The organism is Kocuria rosea (assembly GCF_006094695.1).
GTDB lineage: Bacteria > Actinomycetota > Actinomycetes > Actinomycetales > Micrococcaceae > Kocuria > Kocuria rosea.
On the sequence record NZ_CP035103.1, the window covers coordinates 1,538,187 to 1,561,546 of the forward strand.

Here is a 23,360-nt window from a genome sequence, read left to right on the forward strand (position 1 = left end):
GAGCAGCTCTGCGGGGCTCAGCCCCGGCCGGCGGCCAGGTGCGCCTGGCGCAGGACCTCGCTGATCCGCGGCTCGGGGACCGCGTCGTGCTCCTCCGCCCAGCCGCGCACCTGGCGCTGACCGAACCAGGTGACCTCGAGCCGGCGGAACACGCCGTGCCACCGGTGCCCGGCCAGGGCCGAGACCGCGAACCCGGCGTCCACGACGAGCCGGCACAGCAGCACGGGGAGGTGGCGCGGCTCCCGGCGGCCCGCGTCCCGCAGGATGGAGCCGGTCGTGGCGCCCTCCCAGGGCTGCAGCACGACCGGCGGCAGCGCCTCCCCGTGGCGCCCGACCCGGGAGACGAACTCGGCCAGGGCGTGCACGGACGTCACCGGGGTGGGCGCGCCGCCGTCGCCGGCCACCGAGCTCAGCGGCGAGGACGCGAAGCGGGCCAGCCGCGCGGTGGTGCGCCGGCCGGAGCCCTGCACCGAGGTCGCGCGCAGCACCGTGATCGCGGGTGCTCCGTCCTCGCCCGCCCAGTCGCGGCGCAGCTTCAGGAGCGCGCTCTCGCCCAGGGCCTTGGAGAAGGAGTAGGGGGAGAACGGCCGGACCGTGGGCGTCTCGTCGAGGACGTCGACGTCGCCCTGGACGGCCGCGGAGCTGACGTGCACGATCCGGCGCACGCTCGTGCGGCGCGCCGCGAGCGCCACGAGCACCGGCAGCAGCGCGTTCGCCCCCACGAGGGACTCCTCGTGCGTCTGGTCCGGGGCCGCCAGGCCCGCCGCGTTGACGACCACGTGGGCACCGGCGAAGGACTCGGCGAGGTAGTCGATGACGGACTCGAGCCGGCCGGCCTGCTGGAGCAGGTGGTGGACCGTGCGCGCCCCGGACCCCAGCCGCGGCGCGGAGACCGGGACCACCGTCTGGCCGTCCGCCTGCAGCCGGGCCACGGTCGCGGAACCCACGAACCCCGTCGCTCCCAGGACTGCCCACGTCGTCGATGTCACGGTGCTTCCTCTCTGCCGGTCGCTTCCGGTCGCCGTCGTCCGGGCCCGGATTCCTGCGCTCATCGTACAGACCGGCCCACCGCCGGGGCGGGGCGACGCGGCCCGCCGGCCCGGCCGTCCGGGCGCCGCTTGCTAGACTCGGCACGTTCCGGCGCCCGCCCGCGGCACCGTGCCGGACCCCGCACCCGTTCCCGCACTGCCCGTCACCGCACAGCCCGTCACCCCCTGGAGGAGCCGCATGCCGTCCGACCCCACGCCCACCCCCACGGTGGCGGTGGCCTGCGTGACCCAGGACCGGCACGAGGACGTCCTCGCGCTCGTCGCCGCGCTGCGGGAGCAGACGGTGCCCGTCGCCTCCCTGTGCCTCGTCGACGCGGGGCGCGAGGCGCTGCCGCGGGAGGTGCTCGAGGAGGCGATCGGCGGCCGGTTCGCGCTCGAGCTCGTGCGCTCCCTCGCCAACCTGGGCGGGGCCGGCGGGTTCTCCCTCGCGATCCTGACCGCGCTCGCCACCGGTGCCGACCGGGTGTGGCTCATGGACGACGACGCCCACCCGGAGGGCCCCGACTGCCTCGAGATCCTCCTGCAGGAGGCCGCGCGGCGGGAGCTGTCGGTCGTCTCCCCGCTCGTCGTGGCACCCCAGGACCACGGCGCGCTGGCCTTCTCCTACCGCCTCGAGGGGCGGATGACCCACTCCCGGGCGGACCTGGAGCCGCTCGGCTTCCTGCCCGGCTACGCCACCTTCTTCAACGGCGCCCTGATGGCCGAGCACGTCTTCTTCACGGTCGGGCTGCCGGACCTCAAGCTCTTCCTGCGCGGCGACGAGGTCGACTTCCTGGTGCGGCTGCGCCGCTCCGGGCTGCCCTTCGGCACCACCACCCGCACCGCCGTGGCGCACCCGCCGGGCTGGGACGAGGAGCACGTCGTGGTCCCCGGCCGGCTCAAGGTCGCGGTGCCCGGGACGGAGTTCAAGCGCGAGCACTTCTTCCGCAACCGGGGCTGGACCACGTGGCGGTACAAGCGGGTCGTCCAGCTCGGGGCCGACCTCGTCGGCTACCCCCTCTTCTACCTCCGCCGGCGGGACGTGCGCGGTCTCGCGTCCTGGGCGAGCCGCTACGCCGGCGGGATGCGCGGCCGCGGCTTCGGCGGGCCGCGGTGACCCCGTGAGCCCGCACCCCCCGCTCGAGTTCTCCGTGCTCATGCCCGTCTACCGCGCCGACACCGCGGAGCGGGTGCGCCGGGCGGCCGAGTCGGCCACCGTCGAGCAGCGGCGCCGGCCCGCCGAGCTCGTCGTCGTGCGGGACGGCCCCGTCCCCGCGGCGCTGGAGGCCGAGCTGGACCGCCTGGTGCGCGAGCTCCCCGTGCCCGTGGTGCGGGTCGACCTGGAGCGCAACGAGGGCCTCACCGCGGCGCTCACCGCCGGCCTGGACCGGTGCCGGCACGACGTGGTGGCCCGCGCCGACGCCGACGACGTCTCCTACCCCCGCCGCTTCGCGGTGCAGCTGCCCGTGATCGAGGCCGGGGCCGACCTGGTGGGCTCGTCGATGCACGAGATCGGCGACGACGAGCGGACCCCGATCGCCCTGCGCCGCGCACCGGTGGGGGAGCGGGACATCCTCTCCGTCTCCCGGCGCCGCAACCCCGTGAGCCACCCGACGGTGGTGTTCCGGCGCTCGGCGGTGCGGGCGGCCGGCGGCTACGAGCACGTGCCCCTGGCCGAGGACTACTGGCTGTGGGTGCGGATGCTGCGCGCGGGCGCCGACGTGCGCAACGTGGCCGAACCGCTGGTCGGCTACCGGGTCTCGGCGGGCTCCTACGAGCGGCGCGGCGGATGGCGCGTGCTCCGCGCGGAGCTCGCCCTCCAGGCCCGCCTGCGCGGGATCGGCCACGTCGGGTTCCTACAATGGGTGCGCAACGTGGTGGTGCGCGGCGGCTACCGGTTCGTCCCCACCCGGCTCCGGGAGCTCGCCTACCGGGCCATGGTCGGCGCACCCCGCCCCTGACCGTCCCGCACCGGCACCCTCCCCGCCCGGCCCCCCGGCTCCGGCACCGACCACGAAAGGAACTTCTGCGATGAGTGGTTCTCCCGAGCGCACCGCCGGCACGGCGGTGCCCCCCGGGGGTCCCGCCGCGGGGTTCCCGCCCCGCGGCGCCCCGCAGGACAGGCCCGTGGCGTGGCTGTGGATCCAGATGCTGCTGGACTCCGTGGCCTGGGTCGTGGCCCTCGTGCTCGCCCTGGTGTTGCGCTACGAGATGGAGCTCCAGTTCATCAGCGCCCCCGGGCTGCTGCTGGTGTCCCTCGTGGCCGTGGCCGCCCAGCTCGTCGTCGGCTTCTCCTTCGCCCTGTACAAAGGGCGGTACTCCTTCGGCAGCTTCGATGAGGCCAAGCTCCTCGTGGTGGTCACCCTCATCGTCACGGCTGTGGTCCAGGTGCTGCTCCTGGTGGTGGGCACGAGCATCGGCATCCCGCGCTCCACCGCCCTCATCGCGTTCCCCTTCGCGTGCCTGTTCATGGCCGCCTTCCGCTACCTCAAGCGGATGTACCAGGAGGCCTCCGCCCGTCCGGGCGCCTCCGCCCAGCACGTGGTGGTCTACGGCGCCGGCTACCTCGGGACCTTCCTCATCCAGCGGATGATGCAGGACCCGCACTCGGAGTTCCTGCCCGTGGCCCTGCTCGACGACGACCCCGCCAAGAAGCACCTGCGGATCTCCTCCGTGCCCGTGCTCGGCACCCTGCACGACCTCCGCGACGTCATGGCCCGCACCCGCGCCTCGGTGCTGATCGTGGCGATGTCCGGTGCGGACCCCCGGATCATGCACCGGGTCGCGGACGCCGTGGCCGGCACCGGGATCCGGGTCATGACCATGCCCCCGCTCGGCGAGGTGCTCACCGCCAAGCACCAGGGCGCGGACTTCCGGGACATCAGCATGGAGGACCTCATCGGCCGCCGCCCCGTCGACATCGACGTCGAGGAGATCGCCGGCTACGTGAAGGGCCGCCGCGTCCTGGTGACCGGCGCCGGCGGCTCCATCGGCTCCGAGCTGTGCCGCCAGCTCGTCGGCTTCGAGCCCGCCGAGCTGATCATGGTGGACCGCGACGAGTCCGCGCTGCAGGGCACCCAGATCTCCATCACGGGGCGCGGCCTGCTCGACGGCCGCGACACCGTCCTCGCCGACATCCGCGACCCGGAGTCCGTCGGGGCGATCTTCCGCGACCGCCGCCCCCAGGTGGTCTTCCACGCGGCCGCCCTCAAGCACGTGTCCCTGCTCGAGCAGTACCCGGACGAGGCGTGGAAGACCAACGTCGTCGGCACCCTCAACGTGCTGCAGGCCGCGGAGGAGGCGGAGGTCGAGGTCTTCGTCAACATCTCGACCGACAAGGCCGCCAACCCCACCACGGCCCTGGGCCACTCCAAGCGCGTCGCCGAGAAGCTCACCGCGTGGATGGCGGACCGCACCGGGCGCCGGTACGTCTCGGTGCGCTTCGGCAACGTCTTCGGGTCCCGGGGCTCGATGCTCCCCCTCTTCACCGAGCAGATCCGGCAGGGCGGCCCGATCACGGTGACGCACGCGGAGGCCACCCGCTACTTCATGACCATCCCGGAGGCCTGCCAGCTCGTGATCCAGGCGGGGGCGATCGCCCGCGGCGGCGAGGTGCTGATCCTGGACATGGGCGAGCCCGTGCGGATCATGGACATCGCCGAGCGGCTGCGCGTGATGAGCGGGCGCGAGGACATCGAGATCGAGATCACCGGGCTGCGCCCGGGGGAGAAGCTGCACGAGGACCTCATCGGCCTCGGCGAGAAGGACGAGCGGCCCTTCCACCCCAAGATCTCCCACGCGCGCGCCGACCGCCTCGACCCCGCCCAGCTGGACCGGCACACCTGGAAGGTGCGCGGCGGCATGGTCTACACGGGCACGATCCCCGTCGTCAGACCGTCCACGCAGCCGCCGCCCACGTCGGTCCAGCGCCCGCGCAGCTCCTCGGGGCGGGCGTCGTGAGCCCGGCCCCGGTCGTGCTGCTCCCCGCCGGGCTCGACCTCACCGACCCGGGCGCCGCCCCCGACCCGGAGGAGCTGCGCCGGCTGGGGGAGCTCGTCCTCACGGTCGGTGTCCCTGCCCTCGTGCTCAGCCTCCTGCTGCCCCTGGCCGTCAAGCCGCTGCTCGCCCGGTGGGGCGTGCTCGACGTCCCCAACGAGCGCTCCTCCCACCACCGCACGGTCGTGCGGGGCATGGGCCTGGCCGTGGCCCTCGCCGTGCTCGCCGCCTACGGCTCCGCCCTGCTCACCGGCGCGATCGAGGTCGACCGCTCCGTCGCGCTCGTGGTCCTGGCCGTGACCGGGCTGTTCGCCGCCCTCGGCTGGGCCGAGGACTACCGGGGCGTGTCCGTGCGAGCGCGCCTGGCCGCGCAGCTGGGCATCGGCCTGGCCGCCACGGCCGTCCTGGTCGCGGTGCTCGGCACCTCCGCCTGGTGGCTGCCCGTGGGCACCCTCGCGATCGCCGCCTACGTGAACATGGCCAACTTCATGGACGGGATCAACGGCATCTCGGGGCTGCACGGCCTCGCCGCGGGGCTGCTGTACGCCTGGGCCGGCGCCTCCAACGACCTGCCGTGGATGATCGCCGCCGGCCTGGCCGTGGCGGGCGGCTTCGTCGGGTTCCTGCCCTGGAACCTCGGCCGCGGCACCGTGTTCCTCGGCGACGTGGGCTCCTACCTGCTGGGCGGCTCGCTGGCCGGCATCGCGGTCGCGGCCTTCCTCTCCGGCGTCTACGTCGAGTACCTCCTGCCCCCGCTCGCGGTCTACGTGGCCGACACCTCCGTGACCCTGCTCCGCCGCGTCCGCGCGGGGGAGGCCTGGTACCGGCCGCACCGCCAGCACGTCTACCAGCAGCTCACCGACGTGGGCCTGTCCCACACGGGCTCCGCGCTCGTCGTCACGGCCGCGACCGTCCTCGTCAGCGTCGCCTCGGTCGTGGGCCTGCGCACGGGGCCCGTCGCCACGGCCGTGGCCGGCGCGTTCGTGCTGGCGGTGCTCGCGCTCTACCTGGTGCTGCCCGCGCTGCTCGGGCGCCGTGCGGGCGTCCGCTCCCGGACGGGGACCCGCCCGTGAGCGCGGCCCTGCTCAGCGTCCTGCTCGGCGCGGGGCTGATCACCGCGAGCCACCTGGTGACCGTGCTCGTGGCGCGGGCCACCGCCGGGACGGACGGGCCGGTCGCCGCCCCCGTGCTCGCCGCGACGTACGTGCTGAAGGTGCTCCTGCTCGGCTGGGTCCTGCTCACCGTGCCGGCCCCCGGCTGGCTGGTCCCGGGCTGGGGCGCGGCCGGGGTGCTGGCCGCGATCGTCGTCTCGCTGGCGCTCGCGGCCCGCGCCGGCGCCCGCGGCACCCGCACCGCCCTGGAGCCGGTGCTGGAGGCCCGGCGGCGGGCAGCGGCCGAGCACCCGGACGGCCCGGGCGCACCCGGCCCCGCCGGCGACGGCACGCGCGACGGCAGGACCCCGGACGACAGGAAGCAGGACGACCATGAGCACGGACGACCATGAGCGCGGATGACCGCGACGACCCGGCCCGCCCGGACGGAACGCCCCCGCCGGAGGAGGGCCCCGGGGCCCCGCAGGACGGGCCCGGGGAGCGCCCCGGACTGCGCACCGCGGGGGAGCTCGTGGAGGGCGGAGGGCTCTCCGGAGGTCTCACGACACTCCTCTACGTGGTGATCGGGATGGGGTTCTGGAGTTTGGTAGGGTGGGGTGCGGATCGCGTGCTGGGAACCCGGTGGATCGTGGTCCTGGGAGCGTGCATCGGCGCCGCCTCCGGGATCTACGTCGTGTACCTCCACATGCAGGAGGGGTTGCGTCGCAGCCTGACCTCCGATGGGCGAGATCCACACAACCCGCACCAGTCCGGCCCGGACTCGGCGCCCCGACCGTGACCACCGGCCAGAGCACTGCAGAAAGGACCCGCATTGAACGCCGCCCTCATCAGGCTCCCCGCCACCGGAGGATTCACCGCCCCGACCGTCGAGGAGATGCACCTGCCGCCGTTCTTCGCGCTGGGCACCTTCGAGTTCGGCAAGCAGACGCTGCTGATCCTCCTGTCGGTCGTCCTGATCGCCGGCTTCTTCATGTGGGCCATCCGCCGCAACGCGCTCGTCCCGTCGAAGTCGCAGTACCTCGCGGAGAGCGGCTACGGGTTCGTCCGCAACCACCTCGGCCGGGACATCATCGGTGAGAAGGAGTTCCGCCCCTACGTCCCGCTGCTGTTCACGTTCTTCTTCTTCATCCTGGTGAACAACCTGTTCGGCTCCATCCCGGTGCTGCAGCTGCCGACCCTCTCCTACGCGGGCTCCGCCTACGTCCTGGCCGGCATCGCTTACGTCACCTGGGTCTTCATGGGCATCAAGCGCCACGGCCTCGGCGGCTTCATGGGCAAGATGACCATGCCGCCGGACGTCCCGAAGCTGCTCTACATCTTCCTCATCCCGATCGAGTTCCTCTCGAACCTGATCATCCGCCCGGTCACGCACGCCCTGCGTGTGTTCGCCACCATGTTCGCCGGTCACCTCGCCCTGATGGTCGCGGCGTCCATGACGGGCTACCTGCTCTCCCAGGCCAGCGCCATCAGCGTCGTCGCCCTGGGCTCGACCGTGCTCGGCGTGTTCATCTACTTCCTGGAGATCCTGATCCAGGTCCTCCAGGCCTACATCTTCACCCTCCTCTTCGCCGTGTACGTCCAGGGTGCCCTGCAAGAGGGCCACTGACGCCGGTGGAGCAGCCCCGGCCCCGGCCGGACCCCGCAGTCCATCCTCGAAATGTTCAGAGCCGACACGGCTACGACGCCCGGCCCCCGGGCACCTAGAAAGGAAATACCCCTCATGACTGGTTCGCTCAGCGCTATTGGTTACGGTCTGGCTGCCATCGGCGGTGGCATCGGCGTGGGTCTGATCTTCGCCGCGTACATGCAGTCCGTCGCCCGCCAGCCCGAGTCGCAGCGCGTGCTCCAGCCGATGCTGTTCTTCGGCTTCGCCGTGGTCGAGGCCCTCGCGATTCTGGGCTTCGTGCTCGCGTTCATCGCCTGAGTGCCTGACCAAGTACACGTCCTTCTGAGAGAACAGGAATCGCGCACATGACACTGTTGCTGGCAGCCGAGGAAGGGGCGAACCCCCTCTTCCCCAACGTCTGGGAAATGCTGATCACCGGCATCGGGTTCCTGATCCTGCTCTTCCTCGTCGTCAAGTTCGTCGTGCCGGCGTTCGAGCGGGTCTACCGTGAGCGCACCGAGGCCATCGAAGGTGGCCTGGCCAAGGCGAAGGCCGCGCAGGCCGAGGCCGCCGCCGCCCGCGACGAGTACAACCAGCAGCTCGAGAGCGCGCGCCTGGAAGCTCAGAAGATCCGCGAGGAGGCCCGCCTCGAGGGGGAGAAGATCCTCGCGGACTTCAAGGACCGGGCGAACGCCGAGTCGGCGCGCATCACCGAGAACGCCCACCGCACCATCGAGGCGGAGCGCTCGGCGGCCGTGGTCTCCCTGCGCAACGAGGTGGGCGCCCTGGCGACCACGCTCGCGGCGAAGATCGTGGGCGAGTCCCTCGACGACGACGCCCGGTCCAACCGGGTGGTCGACCGTTTCCTCGCCGACCTCGAGCAGGAGCAGGAGCGGAACGCAGGTGCGGCGCGGTAATGGGAGACGCAGCGAACGAATTCACCCAGCAGAGCGCTCGTGAGGTCGAGCGCTGGGCCGGCTCCGCCAGCCCCGCGCTCGCCCGTGAGCTGTTCGCCGTGCTCGCCATCCTCGACGAGAACGGCGCCCTGCGGCGCGCGCTGGCCGACCCCTCCTACGAGGGGCCGCGGCGCGAGCAGGTCGTGCGCCGGATCTTCGCCGACAAGGTCTCCCCGGACGCCGTGGAGATCGTCGCGCACCTCGCCGGTCGGCGCTGGAGCGACGACCGCGAGTTCGCCGACGCCCTCGAGCACGCCGGGGTGTCCCTCACCGCGGCGTCCGCCGAGAACCGCGCCGGACTCCAGGGTCTCGAGCAGGTCGTGGACCAGTTGATCGCGTTCAAGGGCGTGCTGGACGGCTCGCACGAGCTGCAGCGCGCCCTCAGCGACCAGCGCGCCGGGGTCGAGGCCAAGACGCGACTGGCGCACCGGCTGACCCCGGGCGCCTCGGACGAGGCACTGCTCCTCGTGGAGCAGGCCGTGCTCTCGCCGCGCGGAGCCCTGGTCGGCCGTCTGGTCGAGCGCTTCGCGGAGGAGGTGGCGGCCCGCCGGCAGCGGTGGATCGCGCACGTGACCACGTCGCGACCGCTGACCGAGGACCAGCGCGGCCGGCTGCAGCAGCAGCTGAACACGCTGTACGGCAAGGACCTCAAGCTCACCGTGGACGTCGATCCGGCGCTGCTCGGCGGGCTCAAGGTGCAGGTCGGCGAGGAGGTCATCGACGGTTCCGTCGCGGCCCGGCTCGACGAGCTGCGCCAGCGGATCGGCGCCTGAGCGCCGGGGGCGCCCACGCCGCCGCCGCGGGCGGGCGCCCCACCGGCCGAACGGCAGCAGCCGGTGGACCAGCGCAGCGTTCCGCCACAGATTTGGACTCACGGTCACCGCTGACGGCAGTGATCACGAACTAGGAGAGCAGGGACAGGACATGTCCGAAGTCACCATCAATGCCGACGACGTCCGTAGCGCGCTGAGCGAATTCGCCGCGTCCTACGAGCCCGGCACCGCAGAACGAACCGAGGTCGGCCGCGTCAGCAGCGCCTCCGACGGCATCGCGCGGGTCGAAGGCCTGCCCTCGGTCATGGCCAACGAGCTGCTGCGCTTCGAGAACGGCGTCCTCGGCCTCGCGCAGAACCTCGACACCCGCGACATCGGCGTCGTGATCCTCGGCGACTTCCGCGGCATCGAGGAGGGCCAGGAGGTCCAGCGGACCGGGGAGGTCCTCTCCGTGCCCGTGGGCGACGCCTTCCTCGGCCGCGTGGTCGACCCGCTGGGCACGCCCATCGACGACCTCGGCCCCATCGAGGCCGAGGGCCGCCGCGCCCTCGAGACCCAGGCGCCCGGCGTGACCATGCGCAAGTCGGTCCACGAGCCCCTGCAGACCGGCATCAAGGCCATCGACGCGATGATCCCGATCGGCCGCGGCCAGCGCCAGCTCCTCATCGGCGACCGGCAGACGGGCAAGACGGCCATCGCCGTGGACGCCATCCTGAACCAGCGCGCCAACTGGGAGTCCGGCGACGTCAACAAGCAGGTGCGCTGCATCTACGTGGCCGTGGGCCAGAAGGCGTCCACCATCGCCGGCGTGCGCCAGACCCTCGAGGACAACGGGGCCCTGGAGTACACGACCATCGTGGCGGCCCCCGCCTCCGAGGCCGCGGGCATCAAGTACCTCGCCCCCTACGCCGGCTCGGCCATCGGCCAGCACTGGATGTACGGCGGCAAGCACGTCCTCATCGTCTTCGACGACCTGTCCAAGCAGGCCGAGGCCTACCGTGCGGTCTCGCTGCTGCTGCGCCGCCCGCCGGGACGCGAGGCCTACCCGGGCGACGTGTTCTACCTGCACTCCCGCCTCCTCGAGCGCTGCGCCAAGCTCTCCGACGAGCTGGGCGCCGGGTCGATGACCGGGCTGCCGATGATCGAGACGAAGGCCAACGACGTCTCGGCGTTCATCCCCACCAACGTCATCTCCATCACCGACGGCCAGATCTTCCTGCAGTCGGACCTGTTCAACGCCAACCAGCGTCCGGCCGTGGACGTGGGCATCTCGGTGTCCCGCGTCGGCGGCGCCGCGCAGGTCAAGGCCATGAAGAAGGTCTCCGGCACGCTGAAGCTCGAGCTGGCGTCCTACCGCTCGATGCAGGCCTTCGCGATGTTCGCCTCCGACCTGGACCCCGCGTCCCGGCAGCAGCTGACCCGCGGCGCCCGGCTGATGGAGCTGCTGAAGCAGAAGCAGTACACCCCGTACCCGGTCGAGGACCAGGTCGTGTCCATCTGGGCCGGCACCAACGGCCACCTCGACGAGGTGGAGGTCGCCGACGTGCTCGACTTCGAGCAGGCCCTGCTGGAGCACGTGCGCCGCACCACCAACGTGATGGACTCCATCGTCGGCTCCGGCAAGCTCGAGGACGACGCCGTCGCCGCGCTGGAGACGGCCGTCGCCGAGGTCAAGCGGGACTTCCGGGGCACCAAGCACGGGATCGAGCCGGGCCACGAGGAGCACGAGCCCCTCGACGCGTCCGCGGTCGACCAGGAACGGATCGTCAGGAAGTAACCGGTCGGTCCGGTGCGCCGCCGCGGCGGCGCACCGGACACGGTGACGAAAGGAAGTCACATGGGAGCGCAGATTCGGGTCTACCGGAACAAGATCGCGTCGACCAAGTCCATGAAGAAGATCTTCAAGGCCATGGAGATGATCGCGACCTCGCGCATCAACAAGTCCCGACAGGGTCTGCAGGCGGCGCGTCCCTACGCGAACGCGCTGACCCGGGCGGTCTCACAGGTCGCCACCCAGCACAACGTCTCCCATGCCCTGACCACGAGGGCCGACGAGGTGCGCCGGTCGGCCGTGGTGATCATGACCTCGGACCGCGGTCTGGCCGGGTCCTACTCGTCCAACGTGCTCAAGGAGGCCGAGGGCCTGCTGGAGCTGCTGCACGGGGAGGGCAAGGAGACCAAGGTCTACCTGATCGGCCGCAAGGCCCAGGCGTACTTCGACTTCCGCAGCCGTCCGTACGAGCGGAACTGGACCGGGGACACGGACAACGCCCGGCCGGACCGCGCGCGGGAGCTGCGCAAGGTGCTGATCGAGGACCTGGAGACCGCGTACGAGGACGGCGGCGTCGACGAGATCCACCTCGTCTACACGTCGTTCCAGTCGATGGTCGTCCAGGAGCCCCGGGTGCTCCGGCTGCTGCCGCTCGAGGTCGTGGACGCCAACGCGCTGACCGACGAGGTCGCCCGGGAGTTCGAGGAGCTGGAGGAGCCCGACAGCACCTTCGAGTTCGAGCCGAACCCCGAGGAGTTCCTCGACGCCGTCCTGCCGCGCTACATCGACGCCCGACTCTTCGCGAGCCTGGCGCACGCCGCCACCAGCGAGCTCGCGGCCCGGCAGCGGGCGATGAAGGCGGCCGGCGACAACGCCGACGACCTCATCAAGAAGTACACGCGCCTGATGAACAACGCCCGCCAGGCCGAGATCACCACCGAGCTCACCGAGATCGTGAGCGGCGCCGAGGCCCTGTGACGGGCCGTCCCGGCGATCCAGCAAGTGTCCACCACGAACAAGTGAAGTGAGAGATATGACTGCCACCATCAGCGAACAGGCCGGGCAGCCGGTCTCGGGCGGTGCCACGGGACGCATCGCCCGGGTCATCGGGCCGGTCGTCGACGTCGAGTTCCCCGAGCACGCCGTGCCCGGCATCTACAACGCCCTGACCGCCCAGTACGAGCTCAACGGCGAGAAGCGGACGATCACGTTCGAGACCGCCCAGCACCTGGGCGACAACATGGTCCGCGCGATCGCCCTGCAGCAGACCGACGGCCTGGTGCGCGGCACCGAGGTCAAGGACTCCGGCGAGCCGATCTCCGTGCCCGTGGGCGACGTGGTCAAGGGCCACATCTTCAACGTCCTCGGTGAGGCCCTCGACGTCGAGACCTCCTCCCTGGAGATCACCGAGCGCTGGCCGATCCACCGCAAGGCGCCGTCCTTCGCGGAGCTCGAGGGCTCCACGGAGATGATGGAGACCGGCATCAAGTCGATCGACCTGCTGACCCCCTACATCAAGGGCGGCAAGATCGGCCTGTTCGGCGGCGCCGGCGTGGGCAAGACCGTGCTCATCCAGGAGATGATCACGCGTGTGGCCCGCAACTTCGGCGGCACCTCGGTCTTCGCCGGCGTGGGCGAGCGCACCCGTGAGGGCAACGACCTCTGGGTCGAGATGGAGGAGGCGGGCGTGCTCAAGGACACCGCCCTCGTGTTCGGCCAGATGGACGAGCCGCCGGGAACGCGTCTGCGCGTGGCCCTGACCGGGCTCACGATGGCGGAGTACTTCCGCGACGTGCAGAACCAGGACGTGCTGCTCTTCGTCGACAACATCTTCCGCTTCACCCAGGCCGGCTCGGAGGTGTCGACCCTGCTGGGCCGCATCCCCTCCGCCGTGGGCTACCAGCCGACGCTGGCGGACGAGATGGGCGTGCTCCAGGAGCGCATCACCTCGACCCGCGGCCACTCGATCACCTCGATGCAGGCGATCTACGTGCCCGCCGACGACTACACCGACCCGGCCCCGGCCACGACGTTCGCCCACCTGGACGCGACCACCGAGCTCTCCCGTGACATCGCCTCCCGCGGTCTGTACCCGGCGATCGACCCGCTGACCTCGACCTCGCGCATCCTCGACCCGCAGATCGTGGGCCAGGAGCACTACGACGTCGCGATCCGCGTCCGGTCGATCCTGCAGGAGAACAAGGAGCTGCAGGACATCATCGCGATCCTCGGCGTCGAGGAGCTCTCCGAGGAGCAGAAGGTCGTCGTCTCGCGCGCGCGCCGCATCGAGCAGTTCCTCTCCCAGAACACCTACACCGCCAAGCAGTTCACCGGTGTCGAGGGCTCCACGGTCCCGCTCGCCGAGACCATCGAGGCGTTCGGGAAGATCTGCGAGGGCGAGTTCGACCACGTGCCGGAGCAGGCGTTCTACAACGTCGGCGGTCTCGACGACGTCATGCAGCAGTGGGAGCAGATCAAGAAGCGGACCGGTGGCAAGTAGTCATGGCTGAGATGATCGTCGAAATCGTCTCCCTCGAGCAGGCCGTGTGGACCGGCACCGCCCGGATGGTGCGGGTCCGCACGTCCGAGGGCGACATCGGTATCCTGCCCGGCCACGAGGCCGTGGCCGGCATCCTCAAGCCCGGCGACTTCGCGGTGGACCCCGTGGACGGCTCCCGGCTCGAGGGCACGATCGACGCCGGCTTCGTGTTCGTCGACAACGACCGGGTGACGATCGTGGCGGACAACGTGGAGCTGCCCGGCGCCGCCGCCGCCTGATCCCGCCCGTCCGCGCGGGGCCCCGCCCCGCGCGCCCAGCACATCGCGGCCTCCGCACCACCGGTGCGGAGGCCGCGGCCGTACCCGGGGCCCCGCAGGGACCCCGGCGAGACCGCCCAGGAGAGTGGATGGAAGAGAAGATCGTCGTGCACGGACCCACCGCGGTCAACGGCACCCTGCGCGTCTCCGGCGCGAAGAACAGCGTGCTGAAGCTGATGGCGGCGACCCTGCTGGCCGAGGGCGAGTCGACCATCACGAACGTCCCCGAGATCCACGACGTCACGATCATGGCGGAGCTGCTGCGCCGGCTCGGCTGCGGGGTGGTCTACGAGCGCGCCGAGAAGACCGTCCGCATCGACGTCCCGGCGGTCCTGCACCACCAGGCGGACTACGACCTGGTGCGGGCGATGCGCGCGTCGATCTCCGTGCTCGGTCCGCTGGTCGCCCGGTGCCACGTGGCCGAGGTCGCCCTGCCCGGCGGGGACGCCATCGGCTCCCGCGGCCTGGACATGCACCGGGCGGGCCTCGAGGCGATGGGCGCGGTGCTGCAGATCGAGCGCGGCTACCTCGTGGCGTCCGTGCCGCGCAGCCTGCGCGGGACGCACTTCCGCCTGGACTACCCCTCCGTGGGCGCCACGGAGAACCTGATGATGGCGGGGACGCTGGCCGAGGGCACCACCGTCATCGACAACGCGGCCCGCGAGCCGGAGATCGTGGACATCGGGCGGATGCTGCAGGCGATGGGCGCCCGGATCGAGGGGCTCGGCACGAGCACCGTGACGGTCGCCGGGGTGGCGTCCCTGCGCCCGGTGGAGCACCGGACGGTACCCGACCGGATCGTCGCGGGCACCTGGGCGTTCGCCGCGGCCGTGACCGGGGGGACGGTGGAGATCGAGGGCGCGGAGCCCGGCCACCTGACCGTGGTGCTGGACAAGCTGCGCTCCGCGGGCTGCCGCGTGGACACGGACGGGGGCCGCTTCGTGGTCGCCGGACCGCGGCGGCCGCGGGCGATCAACGTGTCCACGCTGCCGTACCCGGGCTTCCCCACCGATCTGCAGCCGTTCGTGGTGGCCCTCAATGCGGTGGCCGAGGGCTCCGGCATGGTCACGGAGAACGTCTTCGAGGCCCGCTGGGGCTTCACGGCCGAGCTCGAGCGGCTGGGCGCGAGCGTGCGCCTCGACGGCCACCACGCCCTGGTGGCGGGGATGCCGGTGCTCTCCGGGGCGCCGGTGGAGGCCATGGACATCCGGGCGGGCGCGGCCCTCGTGATCGCGGGCATGGCCGCCGTCGGCACCACGGACGTGAGCGGCGTCCAGCACGTCGATCGCGGCTACGAGCACTTCGTCGAGCAGCTCGGGGCCGCGGGGGCCGCCGTCGAACGGCACCTGGTCGTCACCGCGTACTGAGCACGCCGGCACGACGGAGCCCCGCACCCGGGACGGGTGCGGGGCTCCGTGCTCAGCCGGTGCGCGGGAAGCGGATCAGATGAGCGTGACGCCGGTGGCCTGCGGGCCCTTCTGGCCCTGGCCGATCTCGAACTCGACGCGCTGGTTCTCCTCGAGGGTGCGGAAGCCGCCCGACTGGATCTCCGAGTAGTGGACGAAGACGTCCGAGTCGGAGTCGTCGGGGGTGATGAAGCCGAAGCCCTTTTCGGCGTTGAACCACTTGACGGTGCCCTGGGCCATGAAGATCTCTCCTTGCGAGATGGTGCGAAACGTGTGCACAGGTCGTGCACTGAAGGGCGGTACCACGAGATGAGCCGAGGGCCGCGGTCTCCGTTCCCGAAGGAGGAGGACCAGGGCCAGGGTCGAACGTCACGCTCGCTTACCCGTTCTGCGAGCATGCAAAACATGGAACGAAGAACACGTTCAGCTTCACACACTCCCCGGGGGCGGTCAACGTTGTTCGCCTGCTGATCATCGCGTGTTGCGGGCTGTTCGCCGAGCGCGTGACCCCGGCGGCGCCCGGCGCGGACCCGGGCCCGCGCCGGTGGGCCCGGAGGAGTGGGCTCAGAAGAGGCGCGAGCCGCTGTCGTCGAGCCCGCGCATCTCGTCGTAGTCGAGGGTCAGGCACGCGATGCCCCGGTCCTCGGCGAGCACCCGGGCCTGGGGCCGGATGAGCTGGGCGGCGTACACCCCGCGCACGGGCGCCAGGAGGGGGTCCCGGTTGAGCAGCTCGAGGTACCGGGTGAGCTGCTCGACGCCGTCGATGTCGCCGCGGCGCTTGAGCTCGACCGCCACGGTGGCGCCGGCGGCGTCGCGGGCCAGGATGTCCACGGGCCCGATCGCGGTGGGGTACTCGCGCCGGACCAGGGTGTGACCCGAGCCCAGGCGGTGGATCTGCTCGGCGAGCAGGCGCTGCAGGTCCGCCTCGACGCCGTCCTTCACCAGCCCGGGGTCGGTGCCCAGCTCGTGGGAGACGTCCTCGTGGATCTCGAACACCTGGATGACGAGGCGGTCGTCGCTCTTGGCGGCCTGGACGGTCCACGTCTGCAGCACGCCCTCGGCCGCGAGCTCGGCCTCCGGCTCGCCGACGTGCAGGCGGGCGGGCGGGCTCATCCAGTTCAGGGGCTTGTAGCTGCCGCCGTCCGAGTGGACGAGCACGGAACCGTCCGCCTTCACGAGGAGGAGACGCCGGGCGGCGGGCAGGTGGGCGCGCAGACGCCCTTCGTAGTCGACGGAGCAATCGGCAATGACAAGACGCACGCGGACCAGCCTAGCGCTCCGCGGGACCCGGCCCGGACCCGGAGGCCCCCGCTGTGAGACGATGGCGCGGTGCCACGCTCCAACCACTCCTCCCGACGCCGCCACGGCGGCCCCGGCAGCGGCCCGCGCGCGAGCAAGTGGCAGCGCGGCGCCGCCCAGGAGCCGTGGTCGGTCGAACGCGTCCTGGAGCCGGCGCCCACGGTGGAGCGCTCGGCGGACGGGGACTGGCTGGTCCGCCACGTCCGGCCCGCCAACGCGGTCAAGACCTACACCTGCCCCGGCTGCGGCCGGTCGATCCCGCCGGGGATCGCGCACCTGGTCGTCTGGCAGCAGGACTCCCTGCTGGGGGCGCGCAGCGCCTTCGAGGACCGCCGCCACTGGCACGAGCGCTGCTGGCGCACCCGCCGCTGAGCCCGGCCCCGCCCGGCGCGGCCGCCGTCACGGCGTCACGCCGGGAGCGGACACGCGGGCGCACCGGTGGCCGAGCCGCCCCCAGCGGCCGATAATCGTGGAAGACCCGCGGCGCCCGCCGGGCGCCGTCCCGCCGCCGGCCGCCGCCCCGGCCCGGCGGACCGGACCACCGATCCCGCCCCGACACCGACGGCCCAGCGGACCGCCGTGCCCGTCGACGAGCCCTCAGGAGACGCCCCGTGAACGAGTTCCAGCACCAGCAGCCCCGCCGCACCGCCGAGACCGCTCCGCCGCCGCAGGAGGCCCCGCTCCCGTCGTCGGTGCGGGGCGCGGTGGACCTGGGCGCCGTGCCCGCCGCCGGGCCGGGCGGGCAGCCCGCGGGGGAGGGCCGGCCGGGCGGGTACCGCCGGGAGGTGACGGCGGCGGACTTCCAGGAGGTCGCCGAGCTCTCCACCCGGGTCCCCGTGGTCTTCGCCCTCTGGGCCCGCTTCAGCGAGCAGTCCGTGGCGTTCACCGACACCCTGGAGCAGGTCGTGGACCGCTACCGGGGACGGCTCCTGCTGGCCTCCGTGGACGCCGAGGCGGTCCCCGAGATCGCGCAGATGTTCCAGGCGCAGTCCGTGCCCACCGTGGTGGCGCTGCTCGGCGGGCGGCCCGTCCCGCTGTTCAACTCCACGGTCCCGGCCGAGCAGGTGACCCAGCTGCTGGACGAGCTGCTCGCGCTCGCCGAGCAGAACGGGATCACGGGCACCGTGGAGCCCGTCCGCCCCGACGACGAGCCGGAGCCCCTGCCCCCGCTGCACCAGGAGGCCGTGGACGCCCTCGAGGCCGGGGACGTCGACGCCGCCGAAGCCGCCTACCGGAAGGCGATCGCCGAGAACCCCGGGGACCGGGAGGCGAAGCTCGCCCTCGCCCAGGTGCACCTGCTCCAGCGGGTGCTGCCGCTGGACGCCGCGACGGTCCGCGCCGAGGCCGCCGCCGCCCCGGAGGACGTGGCGGCGCAGCTGGCCGTCGCCGACCTCGACGTCTCGGGCGGCCACGTGGAGGACGCCTTCCGCCGGCTGCTGGACCTGGTGCGGCGCACCGCCGGGGAGGAGCGGGACGCCGTCCGGCTGCGCCTGCTCGAGCTCTTCGACGTGGTGGGCGCCGAGGACCCGCGCACGGTGACCGCCCGGGGCGCCCTGATGCGTGCCCTGTTCTGAGCCCCCGCCCCTGACGCCCCCCCCTGACCGCCCCGCCCGCACGGCCACCGTCCGCCGGCGCGCGGGGCGCGTCCTCCGCCGCACGGTGGAGCGCATCCCGCGCGCCGGTGGGGCCGGCTCCGCCGCGCGCCGGAGGCGCGCCCGGTCCCGCCTGCCTACGCTGGGGGCATGAGCCACCAGCACCTCCCGCAGGCCGCCCCGGAACGGACCGGCGCCCCCGCGCCGGACACCCCGGCGCCCCCGTCCGGCGGGCCGCCGGCGCTGAGCGTGCGCGGGCTCGTCCGGGTCTTCGGCCGCCCCGGCACCCTCGAGGCCAAGGTCGCCGTGGACCGCGTGGACCTCGACGTCCCCCGCGGCTCCTTCTTCGGCCTCGTGGGACGCAACGGCGCCGGCAAGACCACGATGCTGTCCATGGCGACCGGACTCCTCCGCCCCACGGCGGGCAGCGCCCGCGTGGCCGGTGTCGACGTCTGGGCCGAGCCCCGGCGGGCCAAGCAGCTCATGGGCGTGCTGCCGGACGGACTGCACCTGTTCGACCGGCTCACCGGACGCCAGCTCGTCACCTACGCCGGCCTGCTGCGCGGCATGGACCGGGACGTCGTGGCCGAGCGCACCGACGACCTGCTGCGGGCCATGGACCTCACGGCCGACGCCGGGACCCAGGTCCAGGACTACTCCGCCGGCATGACCAAGAAGATCGCGCTGGCCGGCGCCCTCATCCACGCCCCGAGCCTGCTCGTCCTCGACGAGCCGTTCGAGTCGGTCGACCCCGTCTCGGCGGCGAACATCCGCGAGATCCTGCACGGCTTCGTGTCCGCCGGCGGGACCGTGGTCGTCTCCAGCCATGTCATGGACCTCGTGCAGCGGATGTGCGACCACGTCGCCGTGATGGACCGCGGCCGGGTGCTGGCCGCCGGGACGGTCGACGCGGTCCGGGCCGGTGCCACGCTCGAGGACCGGTTCGTCGAACTGGTCGGCGGGCGCCGGGAGACGGGGGAGGGCCTGCCGTGGCTGCGCCCGGAGTGAGCCCGGAGCTCGCCCCGGCCCCGGAGGGCCTCGCCCCCGCCCGGGCGGGCACCGCCGCCCTGGCCGGGCGCCTCGTGGGCCTCAAGGCGAGGATCCTCGTCAACACCCTCACCCGCAGCACCTGGGTGCTCGTGGGGACCGTGCTGGGCGCCGCCTACTTCGTGTTCCTGCTGGGCCTGGCCGTCGTCGCGCTGTTCCTGCTGGGCCGTCAGGACCTGTCCCTGGTGCGCACCGTCCTCGTGCTGGCCGGGTCGGCGGCCGTGCTGGCCTGGTGGCTGCTGCCCATCCTCGCGGCGCGGGCCGACGCCACGCTGGACCCGGCCCGCCTCGCCCTCCTGCCCCTGTCCGTGGGCCAGGTGCAGTGGGGCCAGGCCCTCGGCGCGGTCGTCGGCGTGCCGGGTGCGCTCACCGTCGTGGCGCTCCTCGCCACGGTGAGCTCCTGGCGCTCGTCCGCGGCCGCGCTGATCGCGGCCCTCCTGTGCGTGCCGCTCGCGCTGGCCCTCGTGGTCACCGGATCCCGCTGCGTCACCGCCCTCGCCGTCGGTCTCGGCCGCCGCCGGCGCCTCACGGAGCTGGTCTCGCTGGCCGCGCTCGTGGCCCTGGTGCTGCTCGGCCCGATCCTCACCGGCCTGCTGAGCGGGCTGGAGCGGCTGTGGGACCGGCTGCCGCAGTACGCCGGCGTGCTCGCGTGGACACCGGTCGGAGCCGTCTGGGCGGTCCCGGCCGACGTCGCCGCCGGCCGGTGGGGCTCCGCCGCCGCCCGGCTGGCCGTCACGGTCCTGACCGTCGTCGTCCTCGTCCTCGTCTGGCGGGTCGCGCAGGAGCGGGCCCTCACCAGCACGGCCGGCGGGCGGACCGCGGCCCCGCGCGAGGGGGCCGCCGGCGCGGGGCTCCTCGACCTCGCGCCCCGGCGCCCGTGGGCGGCCGTCGCGGCCCGGTGCCTGGTCTACTGGGTCAGGGACCCCCGCTACTCGGCCGGTCTGCTCGTCATCCCGGCCCTCGCCGTGCTCATGTGGTTCTCCCGGGACCCGGAGGGAGGCGGCGTCCTCCTCTACGCCCTGGGCCCGATGATCGCGGCGCTGCTCGCGTACCAGATCTCGGGCGACGTGTCCTACGACAACACCGCCCTGCACCTGCACGTCCTCACCGGTGTGCGGGGCGTCCACGACCGCGCGGGCCGGGTGCTCGCGCTGCTCGTGATCGCCGTGCCGCTCACGGCGGCCGGGCTGCTGCTGCCGTTCGCGGTCGAGGGCCGGTGGCAGCTGCTGCCCGGGGTCGCGGGCACCGCGCTGCTGGCGCTGCTGGGCGGGGCGGGCCTGTCCTCGGTGATGTCCGCCCGGTACACCTACCCCGTGGCCCCGCCGGGCGCGTCCCCGCTGAAGACGCCGCAGGGCTTCACCGTCCTGAACGTCCTCGTCCAGTTCGTGGCGCTGGGGCTGATCCTCGTCCTCGTGCTGCCGGCCGCCGTCCCCCTCCTCGTGCAGGTCTTCACCGGCGACCCCGTGTGGGGCTGGGCGGGGCTGGCCGCCGGGGCGGTGCTCGGCCCGCTGCTGTGCTGGGGCGGGATCGTCCTCGGCGGGCGCTGGTACGACCGGCGGGCCCCCGAGCTGCTCCAGGAGGTCGCCCAGTTCCGCTGAGCGGGACGGGCGCTTCCGGCGCACGGGGGTCGGCGGGGACGGGGTAAACTGGCGCCCATGCATGTCTCAGCGGCGACCACCGGCACCCCGACGAACGGCCCGGACGACACCCCGTACGGTGCCGATCCGGCGCAGCCGGCCGGGGGCACCTCGACGATCGAGCGGGAGGAGACCAGGGAGCTCCAGGAGCCGGGCGACCATGAGCGCTTCGCGCACTACGTGCGCAAGGAGAAGATCATGGAGTCCGCCCTCTCCGGCGAGCCCGTGATCGCCCTGTGCGGCAAGGTCTGGGTCCCCGGCCGCGACCCGCAGCGGTTCCCGGTGTGCCCGACCTGCAAGGAGATCTACGACGGACTCCGCCCCCCGAACGACCAGGGCGACGACCAGGGCTGAGCACCCCCGGCCGAGCAAGCGCCCGCCGCCGGCGGGCGCTTTTGCGTGGCCCGCCGCCGCGCCCCCGTCATCCACCGCGGCCACGAGGCCGCGGCACCACGAGCGAAAGGACGTCGCCAGAGTGTCCCAGGACGACCAGCTCTCCTTGTTCGGCGCAGCCGCCGCCGACCTCCCCCCGGCCTATCCGGACCGCGCCGCGTGGGGCACGGCCCCCAAGCTGCGCGCCTGGCAGGCGGAGGCGCTGCAGCGCTACTTCGAGGCACAGCCCCGGGACTACATGGCCGTCGCGACCCCCGGGGCCGGCAAGACGACCTTCGCGCTGCGCGTGGCCAAGGAGCTCTTCGACCGCGGGACCGTCAACCGGATCACGGTGGTGACACCCACGGACCACCTCAAGCGGCAGTGGGCGGACGCCGCCGCCCGCGTGGGCCTGGCGATCGACCCGAACTTCAAGAACGCGGACGGCTCCCACGGCCGGGACTACCTGGGCGCCGCCGTGACCTACTCGCAGGTGGCCATGAAGCCGCTCCTGCACCGGGCCCGCACCGAGGCGGGCCGGACCCTGGTGATCATGGACGAGATCCACCACGCCGGGGACTCCCTCACGTGGGGCGACGGGCTCCAGGAGGCCTTCGACCCCGCCGCCCGCCGGCTCGCCCTGACCGGCACCCCCTTCCGCTCGGACACCGCGCCGATCCCGTTCGTGCGCTACCTGGAGGACGGGGACGGCATCCGCCGCTCGAGCGCCGACTACACCTACGGCTACGGCGACGCGCTCAAGGACCACGTGGTCCGGCCCGTGATCTTCCTCGCCTACTCGGGGCAGATGCGCTGGCGCACCAGCGCGGGGGAGGAGATGGCCGCGGAGCTCGGCGAGGGCTTCACGAAGGACATCACCGCCCACGCGTGGCGCACGGCGCTCGACCCGAACGGGCAGTGGATCCCGTCGGTGCTCCAGGCCGCGGACCAGCGGCTCACGGAGGTGCGGCGCACCGTGCCGGACGCCGGAGCGATGGTCATCGCGACCGACCACCAGGACGCGAAGGCCTACGCCGCGCAGCTGCGCCGGATCACCGGGGAGAACCCCACCGTGGTCCTCTCCGACGACAAGGGCGCCTCGGACCGGATCGACGAGTTCTCCGCGGGGGACAGCCGCTGGATGGTGGCCGTGCGGATGGTCTCCGAGGGCGTCGACGTCCCCCGGCTCGCCGTGGGCGTCTACGCGACGTCCACGTCCACGCCGCTGTTCTTCGCCCAGGCGGTCGGCCGCTTCGTGCGCGCCCGCAAGCGCGGGGAGACGGCCTCCGTGTTCCTGCCGTCCGTGCCGGCGCTGATGCAGCTCGCCAACGAGATGGAGGCCGAGCGGGAGCACGCCCTCGACAAGCCCGCCGCGGAGGAGACCGGCCTGCCGGCCGACCCGCTCGAGGAGGGCTGGGACGACGACCTGCTCGAGGAGGCCAACCGGGAGGAGAAGGCGTCCGCGGCCCTCGCCCAGGGCCGGTTCGAGGCCATCGGCTCGGACGCGTCCTTCCACGGGGTCCTCTTCGACGGCGGCGCCTTCGGCGGCGGCGTGGCGGTGGGCTCGGAGGAGGAGGCGGACTTCCTCGGCATCCCGGGACTGCTCGAGGCCGACCAGGTCTCGGCGCTGCTGCGGGAGCGGCAGTCCCAGCACGCCCGGCGGCGCCCCGGCGCCGCCCGCGCCCCGGAGCAGCCGGCGGTGCCCGACCACCGGCGGCTCAAGGAGCTGCGCGCCACCCTGTCCAAGAACGTCTCGGCCTGGGCGTCCCGCACCGGCACCCCGCACGGCATGGTCCACAACGAGCTGCGCCGGGTGTGCGGCGGACCCGCGGTGGCGCAGGCGAACGAGGCGCAGCTCCAGGCGCGGGTGAAGAAGCTGCAGGACTGGTTCATCGGGCGCAAGTGAGTCGCACCCGGGACGCGAACCGCCCGGGACGGGGCGGTCCGC

The 23,360-nt window shown here is 73.1% G+C and carries 24 protein-coding genes; 21 read left to right on the top strand and 3 right to left on the bottom strand.

Going from position 1 to position 23,360, the window contains the following annotated elements; genetic code table 11:
- Positions 1-17 precede the first annotated feature (17 nt).
- Positions 18-989: an NAD-dependent epimerase/dehydratase family protein gene (locus EQG70_RS07095; protein ID WP_031283606.1), complete on the bottom strand. Its 972-nt coding sequence runs from the start codon at positions 987-989 to the stop codon at positions 18-20.
- Positions 990-1,227: 238 nt separating this feature from the next.
- On the opposite strand from EQG70_RS07095, the gene EQG70_RS07100 reads away from it, so the two are divergent.
- From EQG70_RS07100 to murA, 15 genes are all read left to right on the top strand, one after another.
- Positions 1,228-2,145, top strand: coding sequence for a glycosyltransferase (locus EQG70_RS07100; RefSeq protein ID WP_109268030.1), 918 nt, complete (start codon positions 1,228-1,230; stop codon positions 2,143-2,145).
- 4 nt (positions 2,146-2,149) lie between these two features.
- Positions 2,150-2,989, top strand: a complete 840-nt coding sequence (locus EQG70_RS07105) for a glycosyltransferase (RefSeq protein WP_017833267.1) — start codon at positions 2,150-2,152, stop codon at positions 2,987-2,989.
- Positions 2,990-3,059: 70 nt separating this feature from the next.
- The gene (locus EQG70_RS07110; RefSeq protein WP_017833266.1) at positions 3,060-4,988 is read left to right on the top strand and encodes a polysaccharide biosynthesis protein; all 1,929 of its coding nucleotides are present in this window, start codon (positions 3,060-3,062) and stop codon (positions 4,986-4,988) included.
- Positions 4,985-6,097 (top strand): MraY family glycosyltransferase, encoded by a 1,113-nt coding sequence (locus tag EQG70_RS07115; RefSeq protein ID WP_232035279.1) that lies wholly within the window; start codon positions 4,985-4,987, stop codon positions 6,095-6,097. The genes EQG70_RS07110 and EQG70_RS07115 overlap by 4 nt, the downstream gene beginning before the upstream one ends.
- On the top strand, positions 6,094-6,528 hold the full coding sequence (locus EQG70_RS07120) for a hypothetical protein (protein ID WP_109268029.1): 435 nt from the start codon (positions 6,094-6,096) through the stop codon (positions 6,526-6,528). The genes EQG70_RS07115 and EQG70_RS07120 overlap by 4 nt, the downstream gene beginning before the upstream one ends.
- Entirely contained in the window at positions 6,525-6,914 is a 390-nt protein-coding gene (locus EQG70_RS18495) for an AtpZ/AtpI family protein (protein WP_017833263.1), read from the top strand. Before EQG70_RS07120 ends, EQG70_RS18495 begins: the two co-directional genes overlap by 4 nt.
- Before the next feature lie 33 nt (positions 6,915-6,947).
- Positions 6,948-7,742 carry a F0F1 ATP synthase subunit A gene (gene atpB, locus EQG70_RS07130; protein ID WP_109243480.1) on the top strand — a complete coding sequence of 265 codons (795 nt, stop codon included), beginning with the start codon at positions 6,948-6,950 and terminating at the stop codon, positions 7,740-7,742.
- A gap of 114 nt (positions 7,743-7,856) precedes the next feature.
- A complete protein-coding gene (atpE, locus tag EQG70_RS07135) occupies positions 7,857-8,060 on the top strand; it encodes an ATP synthase F0 subunit C (RefSeq protein ID WP_017833261.1) in 204 nt (67 codons plus the stop codon).
- Positions 8,061-8,107: 47 nt separating this feature from the next.
- Entirely contained in the window at positions 8,108-8,659 is a 552-nt protein-coding gene (locus EQG70_RS07140) for a F0F1 ATP synthase subunit B (RefSeq protein ID WP_031282934.1), read from the top strand.
- Positions 8,659-9,471 carry a F0F1 ATP synthase subunit delta gene (locus EQG70_RS07145; protein ID WP_109268028.1) on the top strand — a complete coding sequence of 271 codons (813 nt, stop codon included), beginning with the start codon at positions 8,659-8,661 and terminating at the stop codon, positions 9,469-9,471. The genes EQG70_RS07140 and EQG70_RS07145 overlap by 1 nt, the downstream gene beginning before the upstream one ends.
- 151 nt (positions 9,472-9,622) lie before the next feature.
- Positions 9,623-11,248, top strand: coding sequence for a F0F1 ATP synthase subunit alpha (gene atpA / locus EQG70_RS07150; protein WP_017833258.1), 1,626 nt, complete (start codon positions 9,623-9,625; stop codon positions 11,246-11,248).
- A 60-nt stretch (positions 11,249-11,308) separates the two neighbouring features.
- Entirely contained in the window at positions 11,309-12,220 is a 912-nt protein-coding gene (locus EQG70_RS07155; RefSeq protein WP_017833257.1) for a F0F1 ATP synthase subunit gamma, read from the top strand.
- A 55-nt stretch (positions 12,221-12,275) separates the two neighbouring features.
- Entirely contained in the window at positions 12,276-13,742 is a 1,467-nt protein-coding gene (atpD, locus tag EQG70_RS07160; RefSeq protein ID WP_017833256.1) for a F0F1 ATP synthase subunit beta, read from the top strand.
- A gap of 2 nt (positions 13,743-13,744) precedes the next feature.
- Positions 13,745-14,020: a F0F1 ATP synthase subunit epsilon gene (locus tag EQG70_RS07165; RefSeq protein WP_031282932.1), complete on the top strand. Its 276-nt coding sequence runs from the start codon at positions 13,745-13,747 to the stop codon at positions 14,018-14,020.
- A gap of 128 nt (positions 14,021-14,148) precedes the next feature.
- On the top strand, positions 14,149-15,426 hold the full coding sequence (gene murA, locus EQG70_RS07170) for a UDP-N-acetylglucosamine 1-carboxyvinyltransferase (protein ID WP_109268027.1): 1,278 nt from the start codon (positions 14,149-14,151) through the stop codon (positions 15,424-15,426).
- Between the two features lie 75 nt (positions 15,427-15,501).
- On the opposite strand, the gene EQG70_RS07175 is transcribed toward murA, so the two are convergent.
- Positions 15,502-15,705, bottom strand: a complete 204-nt coding sequence (locus EQG70_RS07175) for a cold-shock protein (protein ID WP_017833253.1) — start codon at positions 15,703-15,705, stop codon at positions 15,502-15,504.
- A gap of 324 nt (positions 15,706-16,029) precedes the next feature.
- On the bottom strand, positions 16,030-16,725 hold the full coding sequence (gene nucS / locus EQG70_RS07180) for an endonuclease NucS (RefSeq protein ID WP_031282930.1): 696 nt from the start codon (positions 16,723-16,725) through the stop codon (positions 16,030-16,032).
- Positions 16,726-16,794: 69 nt separating this feature from the next.
- Here nucS and EQG70_RS07185 point away from each other — a divergent pair, with 69 nt between their 5' ends.
- The 6 genes from EQG70_RS07185 (at position 16,795) to EQG70_RS07210 (ending at position 23,318) form a co-directional block, all read left to right on the top strand.
- The gene (locus tag EQG70_RS07185; protein ID WP_017833251.1) at positions 16,795-17,136 is read left to right on the top strand and encodes a hypothetical protein; all 342 of its coding nucleotides are present in this window, start codon (positions 16,795-16,797) and stop codon (positions 17,134-17,136) included.
- A 239-nt stretch (positions 17,137-17,375) separates the two neighbouring features.
- Complete coding sequence (locus EQG70_RS07190) at positions 17,376-18,338, top strand: tetratricopeptide repeat protein (RefSeq protein WP_017833250.1); 963 nt, start codon at positions 17,376-17,378, stop codon at positions 18,336-18,338.
- 168 nt (positions 18,339-18,506) lie between these two features.
- Complete coding sequence (locus EQG70_RS07195; RefSeq protein ID WP_109243479.1) at positions 18,507-19,364, top strand: ABC transporter ATP-binding protein; 858 nt, start codon at positions 18,507-18,509, stop codon at positions 19,362-19,364.
- Complete coding sequence (locus EQG70_RS07200) at positions 19,346-21,001, top strand: hypothetical protein (RefSeq protein WP_269149906.1); 1,656 nt, start codon at positions 19,346-19,348, stop codon at positions 20,999-21,001. The genes EQG70_RS07195 and EQG70_RS07200 overlap by 19 nt, the downstream gene beginning before the upstream one ends.
- 57 nt (positions 21,002-21,058) lie before the next feature.
- Positions 21,059-21,394 (top strand): DUF3039 domain-containing protein, encoded by a 336-nt coding sequence (locus EQG70_RS07205; RefSeq protein ID WP_035928859.1) that lies wholly within the window; start codon positions 21,059-21,061, stop codon positions 21,392-21,394.
- A 121-nt stretch (positions 21,395-21,515) separates the two neighbouring features.
- Positions 21,516-23,318 carry a DEAD/DEAH box helicase gene (locus tag EQG70_RS07210; protein WP_109268025.1) on the top strand — a complete coding sequence of 601 codons (1,803 nt, stop codon included), beginning with the start codon at positions 21,516-21,518 and terminating at the stop codon, positions 23,316-23,318.
- Positions 23,319-23,360: the final 42 nt, after the last annotated feature.